General features: G+C 64.1%; 17 protein-coding genes. 2 read left to right on the forward strand and 15 right to left on the reverse strand.

The window, feature by feature from the left end; all coding sequences use genetic code 11:
• Window positions 1–95 precede the first annotated feature (95 nt).
• The 14 genes from CK220_RS08880 to CK220_RS08945 all read right to left on the reverse strand — a co-directional run bounded on the left by CK220_RS08880 (window position 96) and on the right by CK220_RS08945 (window position 14,077).
• The gene (locus CK220_RS08880) at window positions 96–563 is read right to left on the reverse strand and encodes an NUDIX hydrolase (RefSeq protein ID WP_095811191.1); all 468 of its coding nucleotides are present in this window, start codon (window positions 561–563) and stop codon (window positions 96–98) included.
• Between the two features lie 156 nt (window positions 564–719).
• Complete coding sequence (locus CK220_RS08885) at window positions 720–983, reverse strand: hypothetical protein (protein WP_245429054.1); 264 nt, start codon at window positions 981–983, stop codon at window positions 720–722.
• Between the two features lie 172 nt (window positions 984–1,155).
• Window positions 1,156–1,848, reverse strand: a complete 693-nt coding sequence (locus tag CK220_RS08890) for a response regulator transcription factor (RefSeq protein WP_095811193.1) — start codon at window positions 1,846–1,848, stop codon at window positions 1,156–1,158.
• A complete protein-coding gene (locus CK220_RS08895; protein WP_095811194.1) occupies window positions 1,845–4,568 on the reverse strand; it encodes a sensor histidine kinase KdpD in 2,724 nt (907 codons plus the stop codon). Before CK220_RS08895 ends, CK220_RS08890 begins: the two co-directional genes overlap by 4 nt.
• 56 nt (window positions 4,569–4,624) lie before the next feature.
• Window positions 4,625–5,188, reverse strand: coding sequence for a potassium-transporting ATPase subunit KdpC (kdpC, locus tag CK220_RS08900; protein WP_095811195.1), 564 nt, complete (start codon window positions 5,186–5,188; stop codon window positions 4,625–4,627).
• A gap of 12 nt (window positions 5,189–5,200) precedes the next feature.
• Complete coding sequence (gene kdpB, locus CK220_RS08905; protein ID WP_095811196.1) at window positions 5,201–7,297, reverse strand: potassium-transporting ATPase subunit KdpB; 2,097 nt, start codon at window positions 7,295–7,297, stop codon at window positions 5,201–5,203.
• Window positions 7,294–7,530, reverse strand: coding sequence for a hypothetical protein (locus CK220_RS08910; protein ID WP_245429057.1), 237 nt, complete (start codon window positions 7,528–7,530; stop codon window positions 7,294–7,296). Before CK220_RS08910 ends, kdpB begins: the two co-directional genes overlap by 4 nt.
• 1 nt (window position 7,531) lies before the next feature.
• Window positions 7,532–9,235 carry a potassium-transporting ATPase subunit KdpA gene (gene kdpA / locus CK220_RS08915; protein WP_095811197.1) on the reverse strand — a complete coding sequence of 568 codons (1,704 nt, stop codon included), beginning with the start codon at window positions 9,233–9,235 and terminating at the stop codon, window positions 7,532–7,534.
• A 22-nt stretch (window positions 9,236–9,257) separates the two neighbouring features.
• Window positions 9,258–9,347, reverse strand: coding sequence for a K(+)-transporting ATPase subunit F (gene kdpF / locus CK220_RS08920; protein WP_095811198.1), 90 nt, complete (start codon window positions 9,345–9,347; stop codon window positions 9,258–9,260).
• Window positions 9,348–9,683: 336 nt separating this feature from the next.
• Window positions 9,684–9,953 carry an amidase family protein gene (locus CK220_RS08925; protein ID WP_141245104.1) on the reverse strand — a complete coding sequence of 90 codons (270 nt, stop codon included), beginning with the start codon at window positions 9,951–9,953 and terminating at the stop codon, window positions 9,684–9,686.
• Between the two features lie 28 nt (window positions 9,954–9,981).
• Window positions 9,982–11,073 (reverse strand): Gfo/Idh/MocA family oxidoreductase, encoded by a 1,092-nt coding sequence (locus CK220_RS08930; RefSeq protein WP_095811199.1) that lies wholly within the window; start codon window positions 11,071–11,073, stop codon window positions 9,982–9,984.
• A 74-nt stretch (window positions 11,074–11,147) separates the two neighbouring features.
• Window positions 11,148–12,320 (reverse strand): ABC transporter substrate-binding protein, encoded by a 1,173-nt coding sequence (locus tag CK220_RS08935; protein WP_095811200.1) that lies wholly within the window; start codon window positions 12,318–12,320, stop codon window positions 11,148–11,150.
• A gap of 78 nt (window positions 12,321–12,398) precedes the next feature.
• Window positions 12,399–13,247: an ABC transporter permease gene (locus CK220_RS08940; RefSeq protein WP_095811201.1), complete on the reverse strand. Its 849-nt coding sequence runs from the start codon at window positions 13,245–13,247 to the stop codon at window positions 12,399–12,401.
• Window positions 13,244–14,077, reverse strand: a complete 834-nt coding sequence (locus CK220_RS08945) for an ABC transporter ATP-binding protein (RefSeq protein ID WP_067003964.1) — start codon at window positions 14,075–14,077, stop codon at window positions 13,244–13,246. The genes CK220_RS08940 and CK220_RS08945 overlap by 4 nt, the downstream gene beginning before the upstream one ends.
• A gap of 273 nt (window positions 14,078–14,350) precedes the next feature.
• On the opposite strand from CK220_RS08945, the gene CK220_RS08950 reads away from it, so the two are divergent.
• Together CK220_RS08950 and CK220_RS08955 are read left to right on the forward strand one after the other, a co-directional pair.
• Entirely contained in the window at window positions 14,351–15,298 is a 948-nt protein-coding gene (locus CK220_RS08950; RefSeq protein WP_095811464.1) for a MurR/RpiR family transcriptional regulator, read from the forward strand.
• Window positions 15,299–15,350: 52 nt separating this feature from the next.
• Entirely contained in the window at window positions 15,351–17,141 is a 1,791-nt protein-coding gene (locus CK220_RS08955) for an NAD(P)/FAD-dependent oxidoreductase (protein WP_095811202.1), read from the forward strand.
• A gap of 245 nt (window positions 17,142–17,386) precedes the next feature.
• On the opposite strand, the gene CK220_RS08960 is transcribed toward CK220_RS08955, so the two are convergent.
• On the reverse strand, window positions 17,387–18,613 hold the full coding sequence (locus CK220_RS08960) for an amidohydrolase/deacetylase family metallohydrolase (RefSeq protein WP_095811203.1): 1,227 nt from the start codon (window positions 18,611–18,613) through the stop codon (window positions 17,387–17,389).
• Between the last annotated feature and the right edge of the window lie 12 nt (window positions 18,614–18,625).

Consider the following 18,625-nt stretch of genomic DNA (forward strand, 5'->3'; position numbering starts at 1 on the left):
ATCCTCGATGGCCTCACCGCAACCGAATGCACCAACTACTTCGAAAACGCCGGATACTGTTCAACCTAAAATCATCCAGCTCTAGACGGTGGTCCTTACGCCGGATTGGTCGCCAAGGCCGTCAAATCCCTCAGCAGCGTGGAAAGCTCAGGCTCGTCGATCAGCAGGGCCGCGTCTGCTGCCGGCAACCAGGCCCGCTGACGGTTCGCGGCCTCCCGCCAGTCGGCCATCTCCTCGCTGACCTCGAGCAGGTAGACGATCACATCGACACGCACGAAACGGCTGGCCATTCGCTTCCAGTAGGAGTAGCCGCCGGCAGGCTGCTTCAGCGCCTTGCCCAGCACGCCCGCCTCTTCCTGGGCCTCGATCGCGGCCGCCTTGCGTCCGCTCTTGCCCTTCATCGGCCAGCCCTTGGGCACAATGAAGCGCTTGGTCGTGCGCGAGGTGACCAACAACACTTCAAGCTGGCCGTCGCCGCGCAGGCGAAAGGGGATGGCCGCCACCTGGCGGATCCGCTCTCCCTTCTTTGCCCTGCGTACTGCTTTCTTCTTGGCTGTTGCCATCCCAAAATCCGATGAAAGCGGCTTTCCTGCCCTACGCTATCCGCAACGCTATCCGCACGGCAAAAAACCCCGCTCCTGCAAATCCCAAAACCGCCGCCCATGCAACCCGGCGCTGCCGACAGTAAGTCGGCTAAGTAGACCGAAAAATGAAAAATGTCAGCGGCAGACGCGCGAAATCGTGGTCCCGATCACCTGAGTCTGGCAATTCTGCTTGACGATCGGCACTTCGGGGCGAGCCTTCGGAACGATCTGCCGGTCCAGCTCGCGGTAAAGCTGCTGCTGTTGCTGGAACTGTTGCCGCTGCAGCTGGTTCCGGAGCGCCTGCAGCTCGTTATGCTGGATCAGGGCGTTGCGGTCTGTGGGGATGACGACCTGCGCGGAGGCATAGGAAGCCGCGCCCAAAAGGGCGGCAGTCGACAAAGCCGCGGAAATCAAAGCCGCCGATAGCCGAGGATGCGACATCGCTTCCTTCCCGCACGAAAAACAGAAACCTTGCCGTAATATAGGGTGTTTGTCCGGATGTACCATGGTTCAAGCGACCGATCTCGAGGCAATCCTCGAGCGATTGCCGGACGCCGGCCGCTCGGTCCCTTCAATCGACCTCGCGCAAACGGTAGCCAACGCCGGTCTCGGTGATGATGTAGCGCGGCTGGTCCGGTGTCTTCTCGATCTTCTGCCTCAATTGCCGGACATAGACCCTGAGATATTGCACGTCGGTCGAGTCGTTCCAGATCTGCTTCATCAGGAACCGATGGGTCAGCACCTTGCCGGCATACTGCACGAGCATGCGCAAGATATCGTATTCCTTGGGCGACAGCTTTACTTCCTTGTCCTCGACCTTGACGACGCGCTTCACCAGGTCGACCGAAAGATCGCCGGTTTGGAACACCGGCTTCTCGCCCTGCTGCTGGAATTTGTGGCGCAACGCCACGCGGATGCGGGCGACGAGCTCGTTCATGCCGAAGGGTTTCGTCACATAGTCGTCGGCGCCGAGCTCGAGCGCCTGGACGATGCCGGCCTCATCGGTGCGGCTCGACAGGATGACGACCGGAATGTCGAGGCCGTCGTTGCGCCATTTGCCGAGCAGTTCGAGGCCGGTCATGCCCGGGAGGCCGAGGTCGAGCAGGATCAGATCAGGCCGCTGCGCCTGCGTGAGCTCGATCGCTGCCTTGGCGTTCGGTGCCTCCGATACGGCATAGCCCTGGCTGCCGAGGCCGACCCGAAGCAGCTTGCGGATCGGCGGCTCGTCGTCGACAACCAGGATGCTGACGTTCTGACTGGTCATGCGGCGTCGTCCGTTTTGGCGACGGCAAGGTCCGGAATTTCCTGCGGCACCGGCGTGCGGATGGTGAAGATCGCGCCTGGCCGGTCGGTGCGGTTTGCCGCCGAGATCGTGCCGCCCATGGCCTCGACGAAACCGCGGCTGATCGACAGGCCGAGACCCGTGCCGGCGCGGACCAGGTCGCGCTTGCGCACCCGGTAGAAGGTGTCGAAGATCCGTTCGAGGTCGTTGGGCGGGATGCCAGGTCCCTCGTCCATGATCTGCAGGATGACGGAGCCGTTGTCGACCCAGCCTTGCAGGCGGATGGTCGAGCCGGGCGGGGAATATTTGGCGGCATTGTCGAGGAGGTTGAACAGCGCCTGCTCGAACAACACAGGATCGAGGCGCAGCATCGGCAGGTCCGGCGGAATGTCGGTGTCGATGCGGTGCTCGCCGGTGATCTTGCGGGCTCGATCGAGCGCCGAGCCGACGACGTCGCCGACATAATGAAAGGCATAGTTCGGCTCCATCGCGCCGGACTCGATCTTGGTCATGTCGAGCAAATTGGCGATGAAGCGGTTCAGCCGCTCCGATTCGTCGACCACGGTCGATAGGAGTTCCGCGCGGTCCTCTTCGGGAAGGGCGGCCGCGTATTCCCGCAGCGTGCCGGCGGCACCCATGATGGCGGCCAGCGGCGTCTTCAGATCATGCGAGATCGAGGTAAGCAGCGCCGTGCGCAGGCGGTCCGCTTCCGCCGCCAGCCTGGCGCGGTCGACATCGGCGACAAGCTGGATACGCTCGATGGCCACCGCCGCCTGATCGGCAAGCGCGTCGAGAAGACGCTGCTGCTCGGGGGTCAGCAACGGGCCCTGCCTGTCATTGTCGAGGCCGACGACGCCGACCGCTGTCCGGCCTGTTCGCAAGGGCAGATAGAGCCGCTTCGCGCCGGGCAGCGTATCGGCGCCGCGGCCGGCCGGCCGGTCGTGCTCCCAGGCCCAGCGGGCCGCGGCGATGTCGGCCTCGGCCAGCGTATCATCCGGCGGATAGCCGGCCTTGACGGTGATCGTGCCGTTTTCCGGCAGAAGCAGCACCACGCGTAGTTTCAGCATCGAGGCGATCTGGAAGGCGGTGGCCCACAGCACGTCGTCAAGCGTGCCGGCGCCGGCGAGCTTCTTCGAGAACGAATAGATGTCCTGCGTGGCGCGCGCGCGCGAGCGGGCGGCGACCGCCTGGCGCTGCACGCGCGCCGTCAGATTGCTGGCGATGACAGCGACAACGACAAAGACCGCGAAGGCAACGATGCTCTCCGGATCCCTGATCGTGAACGTATAGCGCGGCTCGAGGAAGAAATAGTTGAAGGCAAGCGCGCCCAGGAAACAAGCATAGAGCGCCGGCCAGAGTCCGAACGTCACCGCCGATGTCAGCACCGCCAGCAGCAGGACGCTGGCAAGATTGCGGACATCGAGGAACTGATCGAGAATCGAGCTGACGGCCACCGCGCCGGCGACATAGGCCGTCGAGAACAGATAGGGCCAGATCTGGAAGGGCTTCTGCTCGGGCGCGGCCTTCACCCGTGCCGACGGCATGTCGGCATCGCGCTCCTTGCCCGAAATGACATGGACGCTGATGTCGCCGGCATTGCGGATCAGGTCATAGGTGAGCGAGCCCTCGATCAGTTCGCGCCAGCGCGAGCGGGTCGGCCTGCCGATGACGATATGCGTGAAGTTGTTCGCCGTCGCATGGCGCACGATGTCCTGGGCGACGTTCTGGCCCGGGATGGTCGCCACTTCGGCGCCGAGCTGTTCGGCAAGGCGCAGGTTTGTCGCCAGCCGGTGCTTGTCCTCTTCGGACATGCCGGCCAGGCGAGGCGTGTCGACATGCAGGGCCGTCCACGGCGCCCGCAGGCGATCGGCGAGCCGGCGCGCGTAGCGGATACGGGCGGCCCCGTCCGGACGCGAGTCGACGCAGACAAGGACCCGCTCGCCGGCGGCCCACGGTCCCGGAATGGCGTGCGACTGCATATGGCTGAGGAGCTGTTCATCGACGCGCTGCGCGGTGCGTCTCAACGCCAGCTCGCGAAGCGCCGTCAGATTGCCAGGCGAGAAATAGTTCTCGATGGCGCGCTGTGCGGTTTGAGGGAAATAGACCTTGCCTTCATGCAGCCGCTTGATCAGGTCGTCCGGTGTAAGGTCGATGACCTCGATGTCGTCGGCCTCGTCGATGATGGAATCCGGAACGGTTTCGCGCACCCTGACGCGAGTGATCTGGGCCACGACATCGTTCAGGCTTTCGACATGCTGGATGTTGAGCGTGCTGTAGACGTCGATGCCCTGCGACAGGATTTCCTGGACATCGAGATAGCGCTTGGGATGACGGCTGCCGGGCGCGTTGGTGTGGGCGAGCTCGTCGACGAGAACCAGCGCCGGCCGCCGTTTCAGGATGGCGTCGATATCCATCTCGTCGAGGGTGCGGCCCCTGTATTCGACCTCGCGGCGCGGGATCACCTCATAGCCTTCGACGAGCGCCTGGGTTTCCTTGCGGCCATGCGTTTCAACGACGCCGATGACGACGTCAATGCCGTCGGCGCGGCGGGCGCGGCCCGCCAACAGCATCTCGTAGGTCTTGCCGACGCCGGGCGCAGCGCCAAGGAAGATGCGCAGACGGCCGCGGCCCTCCCGCTCCGCGTGCTCCAGCAGCGCGTCGGGAGAAGGTCTTGTGTCGTGGTTGTTCCTGTCGTCCGGCATCAAGTCCAATCATGAATTGCGCCGGGGATCGTGTCGATCCCCGGCGCGGGTGCTGACTATTTCAGGTCGTCCAGCGCGCGATTGAGGGCCAGCACATTGACCACCGGCTCGCCCATGAAGCCCAGCTCGCGATCCTCGACACGGCTGTCGACAAGCGATTTCACCTTGGCTTCATCGATGCCCCTGGCCTTGGCAATGCGCGGCACCTGGAAGGAGGCCGCCTCCGGGCTGATGTCGGCATCGAGGCCGCTGCCAGACGTGGTGACGAGGTCCATCGGAACCGGCGCGTTCGGGTTTTCGGCCTTCAGCTTGTCGGCGTCGGCCTTGATGCGGTCGATCAGCTTCGCGTTGGTCGGCCCGAGATTCGAGCCGCCGGAGGAGGCGGCGTTGTAACCGTCGCCGGCTGCCGACGGCCGGCCATGGAAATAGCGCTCGCTGGCGAAGGCCTGGCCGATCAGTTCGGAGCCGATAATCTTGCCATCCTTTTCGATCAGGCTGCCATTGGCCTGCCTGGGAAACAGCGCCTGCGCGATGCCGGTCATGCCGATCGGATAGATGAGGCCGGTCAGCACCGTGAAGAACACGATCATGACGATCGCGGGTCTGAGTTGCTTGAACATCGGAATGGGTCCCTATGCGAGGCCAAGAGCCGTGACGACCAGGTCGATCGCCTTGATGCCGGCGAACGGCACGATGATGCCGCCGAGGCCGTAGACGACAAGATTGCGGGTGAGCAGCGCGCCGGCGCCGATGGCGCGGTACTTCACGCCCTTCAGCGACAGCGGGATCAGCGCGATGATGATCAGCGCGTTGAAGATGATCGCCGACAGGATGGCGCTCTGCGGCGTCGCCAAATGCATGATGTTGAGCGCCTGCAGCGGCCCGGCGGATTGGCCGGGCGCGACGTAGAACACGGCGAACATCGCCGGGATGATAGCGAAGTATTTGGCGACGTCGTTGGCGATCGAGAAGGTGGTCAGCGAACCGCGCGTCATCAGCAGCGCCTTGCCGATCTCGACGATCTCGATCAGCTTGGTCGGGTCGCTGTCAAGGTCGACCATGTTGCCGGCCTCGCGCGCGGCGACCGTGCCGGTGTTCATGGCGACGCCGACATCGGCCTGGGCGAGCGCCGGCGCATCGTTGGTGCCGTCGCCGCACATCGCGACAAGCTTGCCCTTGGCCTGTTCCTCGCGGATCAGCGACAGCTTGTTTTCAGGCGTCGCCTGGGCGAGGAAGTCGTCGACGCCGGCTTCGGCCGCGATGGCCGCTGCGGTCAACGGATTGTCGCCGGTGATCATCACCGTGCGGATGCCCATCTTGCGCAGCTCGGCGAAACGCTCGCGAATGCCGCCCTTGACGATGTCCTTGAGGTGGACGACGCCGAACAGGCGCCCGTCGCGCTCGACCGCCAGCGGCGTGCCGCCGGCTTTGGCGATCTCGTCGGCAATGGCCTGCAGGTCGCGGATGGTGTCGCTTGTCGGACGCGCGCCATGGCTTGCGACCGTTGTCTGATTGACATGGGCGAGCACGGCATCGACCGCGCCCTTGCGCACCGACGAGCCGTCGATGTCGACGCCGCTCATGCGGGTCTGCGCGGTGAAGGGCACGAAGGTCGCGTGCAAGGTCGCCATGTCACGGGCGCGGATGCCGTATTTCTCCTTGGCGAGCACGACGATTGAGCGACCTTCCGGCGTCTCGTCGGCGAGCGAAGCGAGCTGCGCGGCATCGGCCAATTCCTGTTCGGTGATCCCCTTAACTGGTCGAAACTCGGTCGCCTGGCGGTTGCCGAGTGTGATGGTGCCGGTCTTGTCCAAGAGCAACGTGTCGACGTCGCCGGCAGCCTCGACGGCGCGGCCGGACATGGCAAGCACGTTGAAACGCACCAGGCGATCCATGCCGGCAATGCCGATGGCCGAAAGCAGCGCGCCGATCGTGGTCGGGATCAGCGTCACGAACAAAGCAACGAGGATCGTCACCGAAATATAGCCGCCGGAATAGGAAGCGAAGCTCGGGATGGTCGCGGTGGCCAGCACAAAGATCAGCGTCATGCCGACGAGCAGGATGTTGAGCGCGATCTCGTTCGGCGTCTTCTGGCGCTCCGCACCTTCGACCAGCGAGATCATGCGGTCGAGGAAGGTCTGGCCGGAGGCGGCGGAAATGCGCACGCGGATCCAGTCGGACAGCACCTGCGTGCCGCCAGTGACGGCCGAGCGATCGCCGCCGGATTCGCGGATGACAGGCGCGGATTCGCCGGTGATCGCGGCCTCGTTGACCGAAGCCACGCCTTCGATCACCTCGCCGTCGGAAGGGATGATGTCGCCGGCCTCGACCAGCACGATGTCGCCGACCTTCAGGCTGGTGCCGGGCACCAGCTTGAACTTGCCGCGATCCCCGCCGTTGATGAGCAGCTTGGCCTGGGTCTCGGTGCGCGCCTTGCGCAGCGAGTCGGCCTGCGCCTTGCCGCGGCCTTCGGCCACGGCCTCGGCGAAGTTGGCGAACAGCACGGTGAACCACAGCCAGATGATAATCTGCAGGGTGAAGGCGAGATCGCCGCCACCGGTGATAATATCCTTGACGAACAGAACGGTGGTGAGCGCCGAAACGATGGCGACGACGAACATTACCGGGTTCTTGATCAGCGTGCGCGGATCAAGCTTGCGGAAGGCGCCGCCGATGGCGGGCATCAGGATGCTGGCATCCAGAATGCTCGCGGATTTGGACTGGCTCATTTCAAGGCTCCAGTATCGGTGATGTTGGACGGCGCCGGGTGTTCGGTCTTCGGCAGCAGATGCGGAAGGCCGGAGGCCAGCAGCCACAGGACGAACAGCACGGCTGCCATGCCGAGGAAGGTGGAGAGCGTCGGGAAAGGACGAGGCTTCTCGTCCCCTCCGTCATCGGGCGTTCCGTCACCCGGTTGGTGACGATCGTGCCGACGTATGTTGCTGAACCAGGGCATGGTCATCTCAGAAAGCCTGTCCGTGGATCATCGCCAGATGCTCGACGATCGGACCGACCGCGAGCGAGGGGAAGAAGGTGAGGCCGCCGACGATGACGATCACGCCGACCAAGAGGCCGACGAACAACATGCCGTCGGTCGGGAAGGTGCCGGCGGAGGCGGGCACGGTCTTCTTCACGGCCAGCGAGCCGGCTATGGCCAAAGCCGGGATGATGACCAGGAAGCGGCCCATCAGCATGCCGATGGCGATGGTGATGTTGTACCAGGGCGTGTTGCCTGTGAGGCCGCCGAAGGCCGAGCCGTTGTTCGCAGCCGCCGACGTATAGGCATAGAGCACCTCGGAGAAGCCGTGCGGGCCGCCATTGGCCATCGAGGCCACGGCACTCGGCAGGACCACGGCAATAGCCGTGAAGATCAGCATCGCCAGCGGCAGGCAGAGGATGGCCAGCATCGCCATCTTGATCTCCTTGGCCTCGATCTTTTTGCCGAGATATTCCGGCGTGCGGCCGACCATCAGACCGGCGACGAAGACGGCGACGACGACGAACATCAGGATGCCGTAGAAGCCGGCGCCGACGCCGCCGACGATGACCTCGCCGAGCTGCATGTTGATCAGCGGGATCATGCCGCCCAGCGCGGTAAAACTATCATGCATGGCATTCACGGCGCCGCACGAAGCGGCCGTGGTGATGACCGCGAACAGGGCCGACAACGCAATTCCGAAGCGTGTCTCCTTGCCTTCCATGTTGCCGCCGTCGATGCCGAGCGCATGGACCAGCGGATTGCCGGCGGCCTCGGCCCAGTAGCAGACAACGACGCCGACGAGGAACAGCACGCCCATCGAGGCAAGGATCGCCCAGCCCTGGCGCTCACTGCCGACCGTGCGGCCGAAGACGTTGGTGAGGCCGGCGCCGAGCGCGAAGATCGACAGCATCTGGATCAGGTTCGAGATCGCGTCCGGGTTTTCGAAAGGATGCGCGGCATTGGCGTTGAAGAAGCCGCCGCCATTGGTGCCAAGCATCTTGATGGCGACCTGCGAGGCGACCGGGCCGAGCGCGATCGTCTGCTTGGCGCCTTCCAGCGTGGTGGCGTCGACATAGGGTCCTAGCGTCTGCGGGATGCCGAGCCACACATAGACGAGCGTCAGCACGATGCAGGCCGGGAGGAGCACGTAAAGCGTGCAGCGGGTCAGGTCGACCCAGAAATTGCCGATCGATTTGCCCGAGGCGCGTGCAAAGCCGCGGATCAGCGCGATCGCGATGGCAATGCCGGTGGCGGCCGAAACAAAGTTCTGGACCGTGAGGCCGGCCATCTGCACGAGATAGGACATCGTGCTTTCGCCGCCGTAGTTCTGCCAATTGGTGTTGGTGACGAAGCTCGCCGCAGTGTTGAAGGCGAGCCCCGGCTCGACCGCCGCCATCCCGGCGGGATTGTAGGGCAGCGCGCCCTGCAGCCGCTGCAGGGCGTAAAGCACCAGGAAGCCGGCGAGGTTGAAGAGCAGCATGCCGGTGGCGTAGACGGCCCAGTGCTGTTCTTCCTTCTCGCTTGTCCCGGCGAGGCGATAGAGGCCGCGCTCGATCGGGACGAGCACAGGCGACAGCAACGTACGATCGCCTTTGAAGACGCGGTACATGTAGCCGCCGAGCGGCTTCACGAGCAAAAGCAGGATGCCGCAATAGACGAGGATCTGTATCCAGCCGTTGAGTGTCATGAAGTGACTTTCCGTATGCCTATCAGAAGCGCTCTGGGCGGATGAGGGCGTAGGTGAGGTAGCCAAGCAGGAACAAGGTCACCGCGCCGCCGATGATGTAGTCGAAAAGCATTTTATGACCCCCTTCGCTCAGATTCTGTCGCAGGCTTTGACGTAGGCTAAGGACAGCGCGAAGAACAAAATCCCGATCCCGAGAACAACGAGGTCCATTGCAGGCATTCCTTGCTTCCACTTGTGTTTGCACCCCGCACGGGCGAGTGCAAAATTTCACACAACCGCCCGTCACCTTGGCGGCGATGGCGATTACAGTGCTTTTCGAGGGGAATATGGACCCGATCGCCATAAAGGTTCGAGACGAGGCGGGGAGCAAAGACATAGGAATTTTATAGGAAATTGGCGCCACGCGGATGGTGGCGGCGGCGACGTGCCAGTCCAAAGACCCCGGAAGCTAAATGGCCGGCCGCCGGTCCTTCCATGGCATCTGCTCTTCCAACTGCGTGGAGAGCGCTAGCACAGTCGCCTCGTCGCCATAGCGGCCGACGAGCTGCATGCCGATCGGCACGCCGCCGGCGGACTGCCCAAGCGGCAGCGAGATCGCCGGCAGGCCGGAGATGTTGAAGGGAAAGTTGAAGACCGCGTCGCCCCGTTTGGCGTCGTCCAGCGCCGGCGCCCCCTCTCCCCGTTCTTCACGGGGAAAGGGTAAGGGGGGCAGAGCCAACGGTGGCGAGTGGCCTAACCGAGCCCCGTCAGGTCAGCTCGACGGTCCGCTTCTCCGCGATGCTCTGTTCGGCGGCTAGCACGATGCGCAGGCTGTTGACGGCGGCATCCATCTGCTCGGTCAGATCGAGGTCCTCACGGACGGCGCGCAGGAAGAAGGCCTGCTCGCGGTCGCAAAGCTCCTGATGGCCGGGCTCGTCCTCCATGCTGACGATCTCGTCGGGCTTGGAAAAGTTCTTGTCGCCATCGACCTGCGCATAATGGATCTTCAGCGCGTCGGTCTTGGTATGGCGGTCGATGTCGGCGGAATCCGAGACCTCCTCGGCTTCCTTGGCGCTGCTTGCCGACTGACCGGCGACGATCGAAACAGCGCCCTTCGGGCCGACCACATCCTTCACGAAATAAGCGGTCTCGCTCATCATCGGGCCCCAGCCGGCTTCATACCAGCCGACCGAGCCATCGTCAAAAGTGACGTGGAGATGGCCATAGTTCTGCTTGTCGGCTTCGGCCCAGAGCTTGGCGCCGATGCCGTGCACGCGCACCGGCTTGGCGCCGGTCAGCTGGCACATGACGTCGACATAGTGCACGCCGCAATCGACGATCGGGATCAGCGAGTCGATCAGGTTCTTGTGCCAGTGCCAGGCGCTGCCGCTGCTCTGCTGGTTGAGGTTGAGGCGCATCACCAGCGGCTTGCCGAGCGTCTTGCCGACCTCGATGAACTTGATCCAGGACGGGTGGACGCGCAGGATGTAGCCGAGCACCAGCTTCCGGTTCTTCGCCCGCGCTGCGGCCACCACTTTCTCGGCGTCCTGGATGTTGGTGGCGAGAGGCTTTTCCATGAACACGTGGCAGTTGGCGGCGATGGCCTTCAGCGCGTATTCGGCATGCGTATTGGGCCAACTGTTGATCGAGACCGCGTCCGGCTTGGTCTCCTTCAGCGCCAAGTCGAAATCCTCATAGCGCGGATAGCCGGCGAGCTCCTTCGGGATCTTTTTGTTGCTCTTGATGGAGCGGCTCATGATGCCGACGATCTCGAAGCCGTCGGAGCGGTGATAGGCGCTGGCGTGCGAGGCGCCCATATTGCCCAGACCAACCACCAGGATTTTCACTTTGTCGGCCATGTCAGCCTCCCCAATGCTTTTTGAACAGTAGCTCGGGCGGCATCAGGCGCCGCCCGATGGTCAATGCGCCCGGCTTACTTGACGGCGGAGTCGAAGAGGTGCGCCTTGATCTCCTCGACGTCGAGCGCGGCAAAGCCTTCCGACAGTTTCACGCCGTCGGCATCGGCCTTGACCTTCGCCTTGTCGAAATCGTTGGCGGTCGGGATCAGGTCGTTGGTGCAGACGTCTTCGGCCTTCACCGGCGCGGTGATCTGGCCGATCTTGAGGATCTCGTCGAAAAAGCCCTGCCAGCTCGCCATGTCGTGCGAGCCCCAGCCATTGCGCTTGTCCATGTCACCGCGGAAGACGTTGATCTGCTGCAGGATAGAGGTGGTGCCGAGCTCGGGGCCGAGGTTCTTGGCCAGGGTCGGAAATTGCTCGAACACGGCTTCGACGGCCGCGCGCGGGTTCTGGTAGCCGAATTCGAGGCCCATCGCCCAGCCGCGCAGGTATTTTTCCAGGAAGGCCTTCTTGTCGGGATCCTCGAGGTCGGCGGCGCGCACGACGAAGGTGTTGGCCGGCAGCTTGGAATTCTGCACGCCGAGCCAATATTCGAAGTCGAGTCCCTTGGCGATCCATTCGGCGCGCAGGCCTTCCCAGGAGAGCGCTGCGTCGCCCTGGCCGCCGGCGAGCGCGGTGCCCCAGGTCGGCCAGCCAGCCTCGACATATTTTACCTTCTTGATGTCGACGCCCTGCGCGGCAAGCAGCGGATCGACGATCGCCTGCCAGGCGGCGGAGCCGAGCAGGATGGTCTTGCCCTCAAGGTCTTTCAGGTTTTTGGTGCCCTGGCCCTTGCGGAAGGCGATGCTGAAGGTGTCGCGCGCGCCCATGTGGAACACCGACTTCAGCTTCATGCCGTTCTGGATGGCGAAGGAGAAGACACCGGGCGAGGGGAAGCCCATGTCGGCCTGGCCGACATCGACGAACTTGACCGTCGCGGTGCCGTCCGACGGACCCGGCTGCATGTCGGTCGCGAGGTCGCCGAAATAGCCGGCCTTCTTGGCAGACCAGTAGGGATAGTCGTCCAGCACCTCGAGCGTGCCGCGCGGCGAGATCCAGGTGAATTTTTCATAAGCCGCCGCCCTGGCTTTGAGGCCCGATGCGCCGAGCGCGGTGGCTGTCACCACGCCTGCGGCCGTCACCTGCAGGAAGTAGCGGCGGCTGATGCCCGCTCTTGTCGCTGCGCTGAATAAGCTTTCGTTGGTCATGGCATTCCCCTTTTGTTGATTGCCCTTTATCGATCGCTTGCCTTTGCCCGCCTCCCGGGCGACCTCATCCGTCCGCGCTCAAGCCTCCCAGCTCGCCCATTTCTTGCCGATCAGGAAGAACAGCACGTAGATCAGGATGCCGAGCGTCGACAGGATCAGCACCACCGCGAAGAATTGCGGCATCTGGATCATCGACGAGTAGGAGGTAAGCCGGTTGCCGAGGCCGAAGCCGCCGCCGACCATCTCGGCACCTACCGCAGTGAGCAGCCCGAAGATCGCGCCGATCATCAGCCCGACCAGGATCATCGGCAGCGCCATCGGCGCGCGGATCTTCCAGAAGATCTGCAGGGTGCTGGCCCCATAGGAGCGAGCGAGCGCGATCTTGGCGCTGTCGACACGGCGAAAGCCGGTCGCGGCATTGATCATCACCATCGGTCCGGCGGCGAGCGCTACCGCGATAATGCGCGGCGTATAGCCGAAGCCGAAGCGCAGGATGAGCAGCGGCACCAGTGCCAGCATCGGCGTGGTGACGAGGATGAGGATGTAAGGCGCGACGATCTTCTCGGCGAAGGGAAACTGCGTGATCACCGCCGCCATCAGCAGCCCGACGACGGCGCCGATGGCAAAGCCGGAGAAGAGCTCGACAAGCGTATAGCCGAGATGCGGCGCGATCAGCGGGAATTCGTCGAATAAAGCGTAAACGATCGCACTCGGCGGCGGCATGATGTATTGCGGCACGTGGAAGATGCGCAGCGCCAGTTCGATGCCGCCGATGATCACCACCGCGACGACGAGAATCGCCGCCACCTCGGCGCCGGACTTGACGCCCGGGCCGCCGGCGAAGGCGGAGAGGTTGGTGAGGCTGACATCCTGGCCGTCGCCGGACTTGGCCTTGGAGAATTCCGGAATGGCGTCGCCCCCGCTCACGGTCTGATCCTCACGATTTCAGCGCTCTTGTGTTCCAGCTGCTCCTGCGCCTTCGGCCGGCGCTCGCCGACAATGTCCATCTTGATGCGGTTGGTGAGGTCGAAGACCTCCTTGGTCGCCATGATCTCCAGCGAGCGCGGGCGCGGGAACGGCACGTCGTAGACCTTGGCGACGCGGCCCGGCCGCGCGGTCAGCACCACGACCCGGTCGGAGAGGAAGATCGCTTCCTCGATGCTGTGGGTGATGAAAACGATGGTCGTCTTGGTATCGAGCCAGATCTCCTCGACGAGGCGGTTCATCTCCTCGCGGGTGAAGCTGTCGAGCGCACCGAAGGGCTCATCCATCAAGAGCACGGAAGGCTTCAGCGCCAGCGCGCGGACGATCGCCGCGCGTTGCTGCATGCCGCCGGAAAGCTCGCGCGGGAACTTGCCGCCGAAGCCGTCGAGTCCCACGCGATGAAGCAGATGCGCGATCCAGGCGCGATCGGGCTTCTCGCCCTTGATCTCGAAAGGGAAGTTGATGTTGGCGTCGAGATTGCGCCAGGGCAGAAGGTTCGCTTCCTGGAAGACGATGCCGATCTCGGGACGCGGGCCGGTGACCTCTTTGCCGTCGAGCAGTATCGCGCCGCTGGTCAGACGATGCAGGCCCGACATCGACCACAAGAGCGTGGTCTTGCCGCAGCCGGAAGGGCCGACGATGGAGACGATCTCGTTGGCGTGCACGTCGAGGCTGCAGCGGTCCAGGGCGAGAAGATCGCCGGAGGCCGTGGTATAAACCTTGCTCGCTGCCTGCACGCCGAGCTTCGGCGTTCTTGCGCTGCCGGTATTCATGCTCCCCTCGGAGACTGCGTGATTGGGTTGCCGGAGCCCCCGCTGTCCGCAAAATCAGTCTGTAACTATCCTACTTTACTGTCAAGCGGCGGCAAAGATCTGGCGCTCTCAGATTCGGTCAAAGCTTATCTAAGCGTCTGATTTTTCCCAGCTTTAGATCCGCTTGCAGTGTGTGTTACTTTCCTACATACTTCCTTCAGCTCATTGCCTATGGCCAGCGGGCTGATAATCGCAACAATGGTGGGTCCAGAAACGGCAGAGAAGGACTGGCCAATGACCGAAGCTGACAGCCAGGCGCTGCGGATTTCCGACGAGGATGACGGCCGGCACGATCATGTCAGGCGCTTCCCGGACATCATTTCGCAGGTGAAGGACAGCTACACGGACTTGCGGCCGGCGGAGCGCCGCGTCGCCGACGTCGTGCTCGACGACGTCAAATATGCGGTCGATGCATCGAATGCCGCGCTGGCGCAGCGCGCCCAGGTCAGCGAGCCGACGGTCACCCGTTTCTGCCGCGCCATCGGCTGCGACGGCGTGCGCGACTTCAAGCTGAAGCTGGCGCAGAGCCTTGTCGTCGGCGCGCTTTATCTCAGCACCAAGCCGCAATCCACGAACGGCGACAGCGGCATGCCGTTCTGGAACGCAGTGTTCGGCGAAGCGCGCCGCGCGCTGCAGGAGGCCGAACGGCAGATCGATCCAGGGCAGTTGCAGAAAGCGGCGGAGCTGATCGCCAAGGCAAGGCAGGTGACGGTGTTCGGCCTCGGCGGCAGCTCGTCGGCGCTGGCGCAAGAGACGCAGTATCGCCTGTTTCGCTATGGCATCACGATCAGCGCGCAATGCGATCCGTATCTGATGCGTATGACGGCTTCGACGCTGAAGCCGGGCGACGTGGTGATCGCGATCTCGGCGACCGGCCGTACCCGCGAGGTGATCGAGGCGGTGGAACTTGCCAAGCATTATCGCGCCGACGCAATCTGCGTGACGGCGCCGGACACGGAGCTGACGCGGGTCTGCGATGTCCGGCTGACGATGGCGGTTCCCGAATATCCCGACACGCTGAAGCCGACCGCTTCGCGGTACGCCTTTCTTGCGGCCATCGACCTGCTCGCGGTCGCGTCCGCCTACAAGCTGGACGGCCCGGCGCGCGAGACGGTGCGCCGCATCAAGTACAACGCCCAGATCCATCGGACGGGGAAGGAGATGGAGCCGCTCGGCGACTGAGAAATAGCCGCAACGCGGCTATAATCTGCGTAATTCAGGGGAATGAAGAACAATGCTCGACATCGCACCATCGCAACAGGCGGCAACCTGGCTCGGCACATTCGGCCGCGCGCTCGAAGCGGGTGACATCGCGGCGGCGACGAACCTTTTCGTGGACGATTGCTACTGGCGCGATCTGCTGACCTTCACATGGAACATCAAAACCATGGAGGGCCAAGCGGCGGTCCGCGAGATGCTCAAGGCGACGCTTTCCTCGACGCAACCGTCGCACTGGCGAGTGTCCGGGGAGCCAAGCGTCGACGACGGTGTCATCGAGGCCTGGTTCAGCTTCGAGACGGCCGTGGCGCGAGGCGAGGGCATCCTGCGGCTCAAGGATGGCCGCTGCCGGACGCTGTTCACGGCGATGAGCGCGCTCAAGGGTTTCGAGGAGCAGAAAGGGCCGGCCCGGCCGCTCGGCATCCGCCACAAGGCCGATCCCGAACGCGAAACCTGGGCGGAAGCAAGAGCGCGCGAGGCGCGTGAGCTCGGCGTGCACGAGCAGCCCTATTGCCTGGTGATCGGGGGCGGCCAGGGCGGCATCATGCTCGGCGCCCGGCTGCGGCAGCTCGGCGTTCCCACCCTCATCGTCGAGAAGAACGCGCGGGCCGGCGACTCCTGGCGCAACCGCTACCGCTCGCTCGTGCTGCACGACCCGGTCTGGTACGACCATCTGCCCTACATTCCGTTCCCGGAAAACTGGCCGGTGTTCACGCCCAAGGACAAGATGGGCGACTGGCTGGAAATGTATGCCCGCGTCATGGAGCTGAACTACTGGGTCGCCACCAAATGCATCAGCGCGGCCTATGACGAGGCCGAAAAGGTCTGGACGGTGGTGGTCGACCGCGTCGGCCAGCGCATCACGCTGAAGCCGAAGCACATCGTCTTCGCCACCGGCGCCTACGGGCCGCCGCGGCAGATCGATCTGCCTGGCGCGGACAGCTTCAAGGGCGAGCTTTTGCATTCCAGCCAGTACTCGGCCGGCGAGAAATTCCGCGGCAAGCGCGTCGCGGTGATCGGCGCGGCGAGCTCGGGCCATGATGTCAGCGTCGATCTCTGGGAAGCCGGCGCCAAGGTCACCATGGTGCAGCGCTCGCCGACGACCGTGGTGAAGTCCGACACGCTGATGGAGGTCGGCTTCGAGATCTTTTCAGAGAAGGCGCTGGCGCGGGGTATCACCACCGACAAGGCCGACATGATCGTCGCTTCGACGCCCTTTGCGCTGGTCCCAAAGGGCCAGCGGGCGCTCTATGACGTCATCCGCGAGCGCGACGCGGATTTCTACCAGCGCCTCAGCGACAGCGGCTTTGCCATCGACTTCGGCGAGGACGAGACCGGACTGCTCATGAAAGCCTATCGCACCGGCTCCGGCTACTACATCGATGTCGGCGCCTGCGAGCTGATCCTGAACGGCGAGATCGCAGTGAAGAGCGGCGTCGGCATCAGATCGCTGACGCCGACCGGCATCCTGTTCGAGGACGGCAGCGAGCTTGCGGTCGACGCGATCGTCTCCTGCACCGGCTACCAGTCGATGAACGAGACGGTGGCAGCGATCGTTTCGCGCGAGGTCGCCGACAAGGTCGGGCCGTGCTGGGGCCTCGGCTCCGGCGTCAAGGGCGACCCCGGCCCGTGGCAGGGCGAACTGCGCAACATGTGGAAGCCGACGGCGCAGGAAGCGCTGTGGTTCCACGGCGGCAACCTCGCGCTGTCGCGCTTCTATTCGAAATTGGTGGCGCTGCAGCTCAAGGCGCGGATGGAGGGGATTGCCACGCCTGTCTATGGCGAGCCGAGCAACGCACAGCGGTGACGTTCGATCTCCCCCCTCAAGGCAGGGCAATCGCATATGGAACTGCCGAGTCTTTGCAACGGCTTAGTCGTTACGGGCGACTTTTGTAGGCGTTCGATCGCGCTATTCCGGCGGAATCGGATCCAGAACGGACCAGAATCAAACCGCGAACTGCTCGCGTCGACGATTTTCTTGGTGCCCAGCCAAGTATCTGGAAAACCGAGAAAATAGCCATATGCGATTCCCCTGCCCCTCAAGGGGGGAGATCATCCCCGCCCGAAGTGCCTGGCCGCAACCTCGACATGCGTATGGTGCGCATGGGCCTCGAAGCGCTCGGTCTCACTGTGGTCGGGCGCCTCGTTCGGCCACCATTTGCCGCCGATGACGATGCCATTGGAAACCAGCCGCTGGTCCGCGATCAGTGAGGCGCCGACGGCGTCGACGAAGGTGAAGCGGCCGGGCTGCAGCCTCAGCACCGCGACATCGCCGATGCCGCCGACTTTAAGCGCGCCGAACTCGGGCCTGGCGATGGCTTCGGCGGGGCGCTGCGTTGCCGCGCGCACGACCTCGACCAGCGGCATGCCGAGCGCCATCAGCTTCGACATGCAGACCAAGATGTCGAATGCCGGGCCGTCGACGCAGTAGAGATGCACATCGCTCGAGATGACGTCCGGCGCCAGTCCCTCCGCCAGCATCGCCTTCGCCACCTCGAAGTCGAAGGAGCCCATGCCGTGGCCGATGTCGAAGATGACGCCGCGCTCGCGCGCCAGCCGCATATCCGGCCGCACTGCGCCCGAAGCGAAGACCGGCGCGTTGGGGAACGGCCGAAAGCAGTGCGTGAGGATGTCGCCGCGGCGGAGCCTGGGCAGCACTTCCGAGCGGCCGGGCGGCGGCTCGTCGATATGAGCCATCAGCGGCAGGCCGGCTTGGTCCGCGGCTTCGAGCGCGAGGTCGACCGGCGCGATGCCGCTGGTGCCGCCGGCATGCTTGCCGGAACGCACTTTCACGCCGACGACGACAGCGGCGTGCTCGCGCACCGCGGCCACCGTCTCGCGCGGCTCGCAGAGCCTGAGATCGCTGCATTCGCCGACGGATACGGTCTCGGCGAAGCCGAATATGCCGGCAAACGAGATGTTGACGTAAGCGAGGATGCGGACCTTCGAACGCTCGATGACATGGCGGCGGAAACCGAGAAAATTGCCGGCGCCGGCGCTGCCGGCATCGATGAAGGTGGTGGTGCCGCTCTTGGCGGCGAGACGGTCGGCGTCGACGCCGAGCGAGGTGCCGCCCCAATAGACGTGGCTGTGCAGGTCGACAAGCCCGGGCGTGACGATGCAGTCCCTGGCGTCGACGACCTCACCGGCGGCCTGGGAATCGATGGCCACTTCGATCGCGGCGATTCGGCCATCGGCGACGGCGATGTCGCGCGGCGCATCCAACCCGGAAGCCGGGTCGATCACACGGCCGCCCTTGAGCAACAGATCGAACTGCATTCCGCGCCTCCG

This window comes from Mesorhizobium sp. WSM3860, assembly GCF_002294995.1.
Classification (GTDB): Bacteria; Pseudomonadota; Alphaproteobacteria; order Rhizobiales; family Rhizobiaceae; genus Mesorhizobium.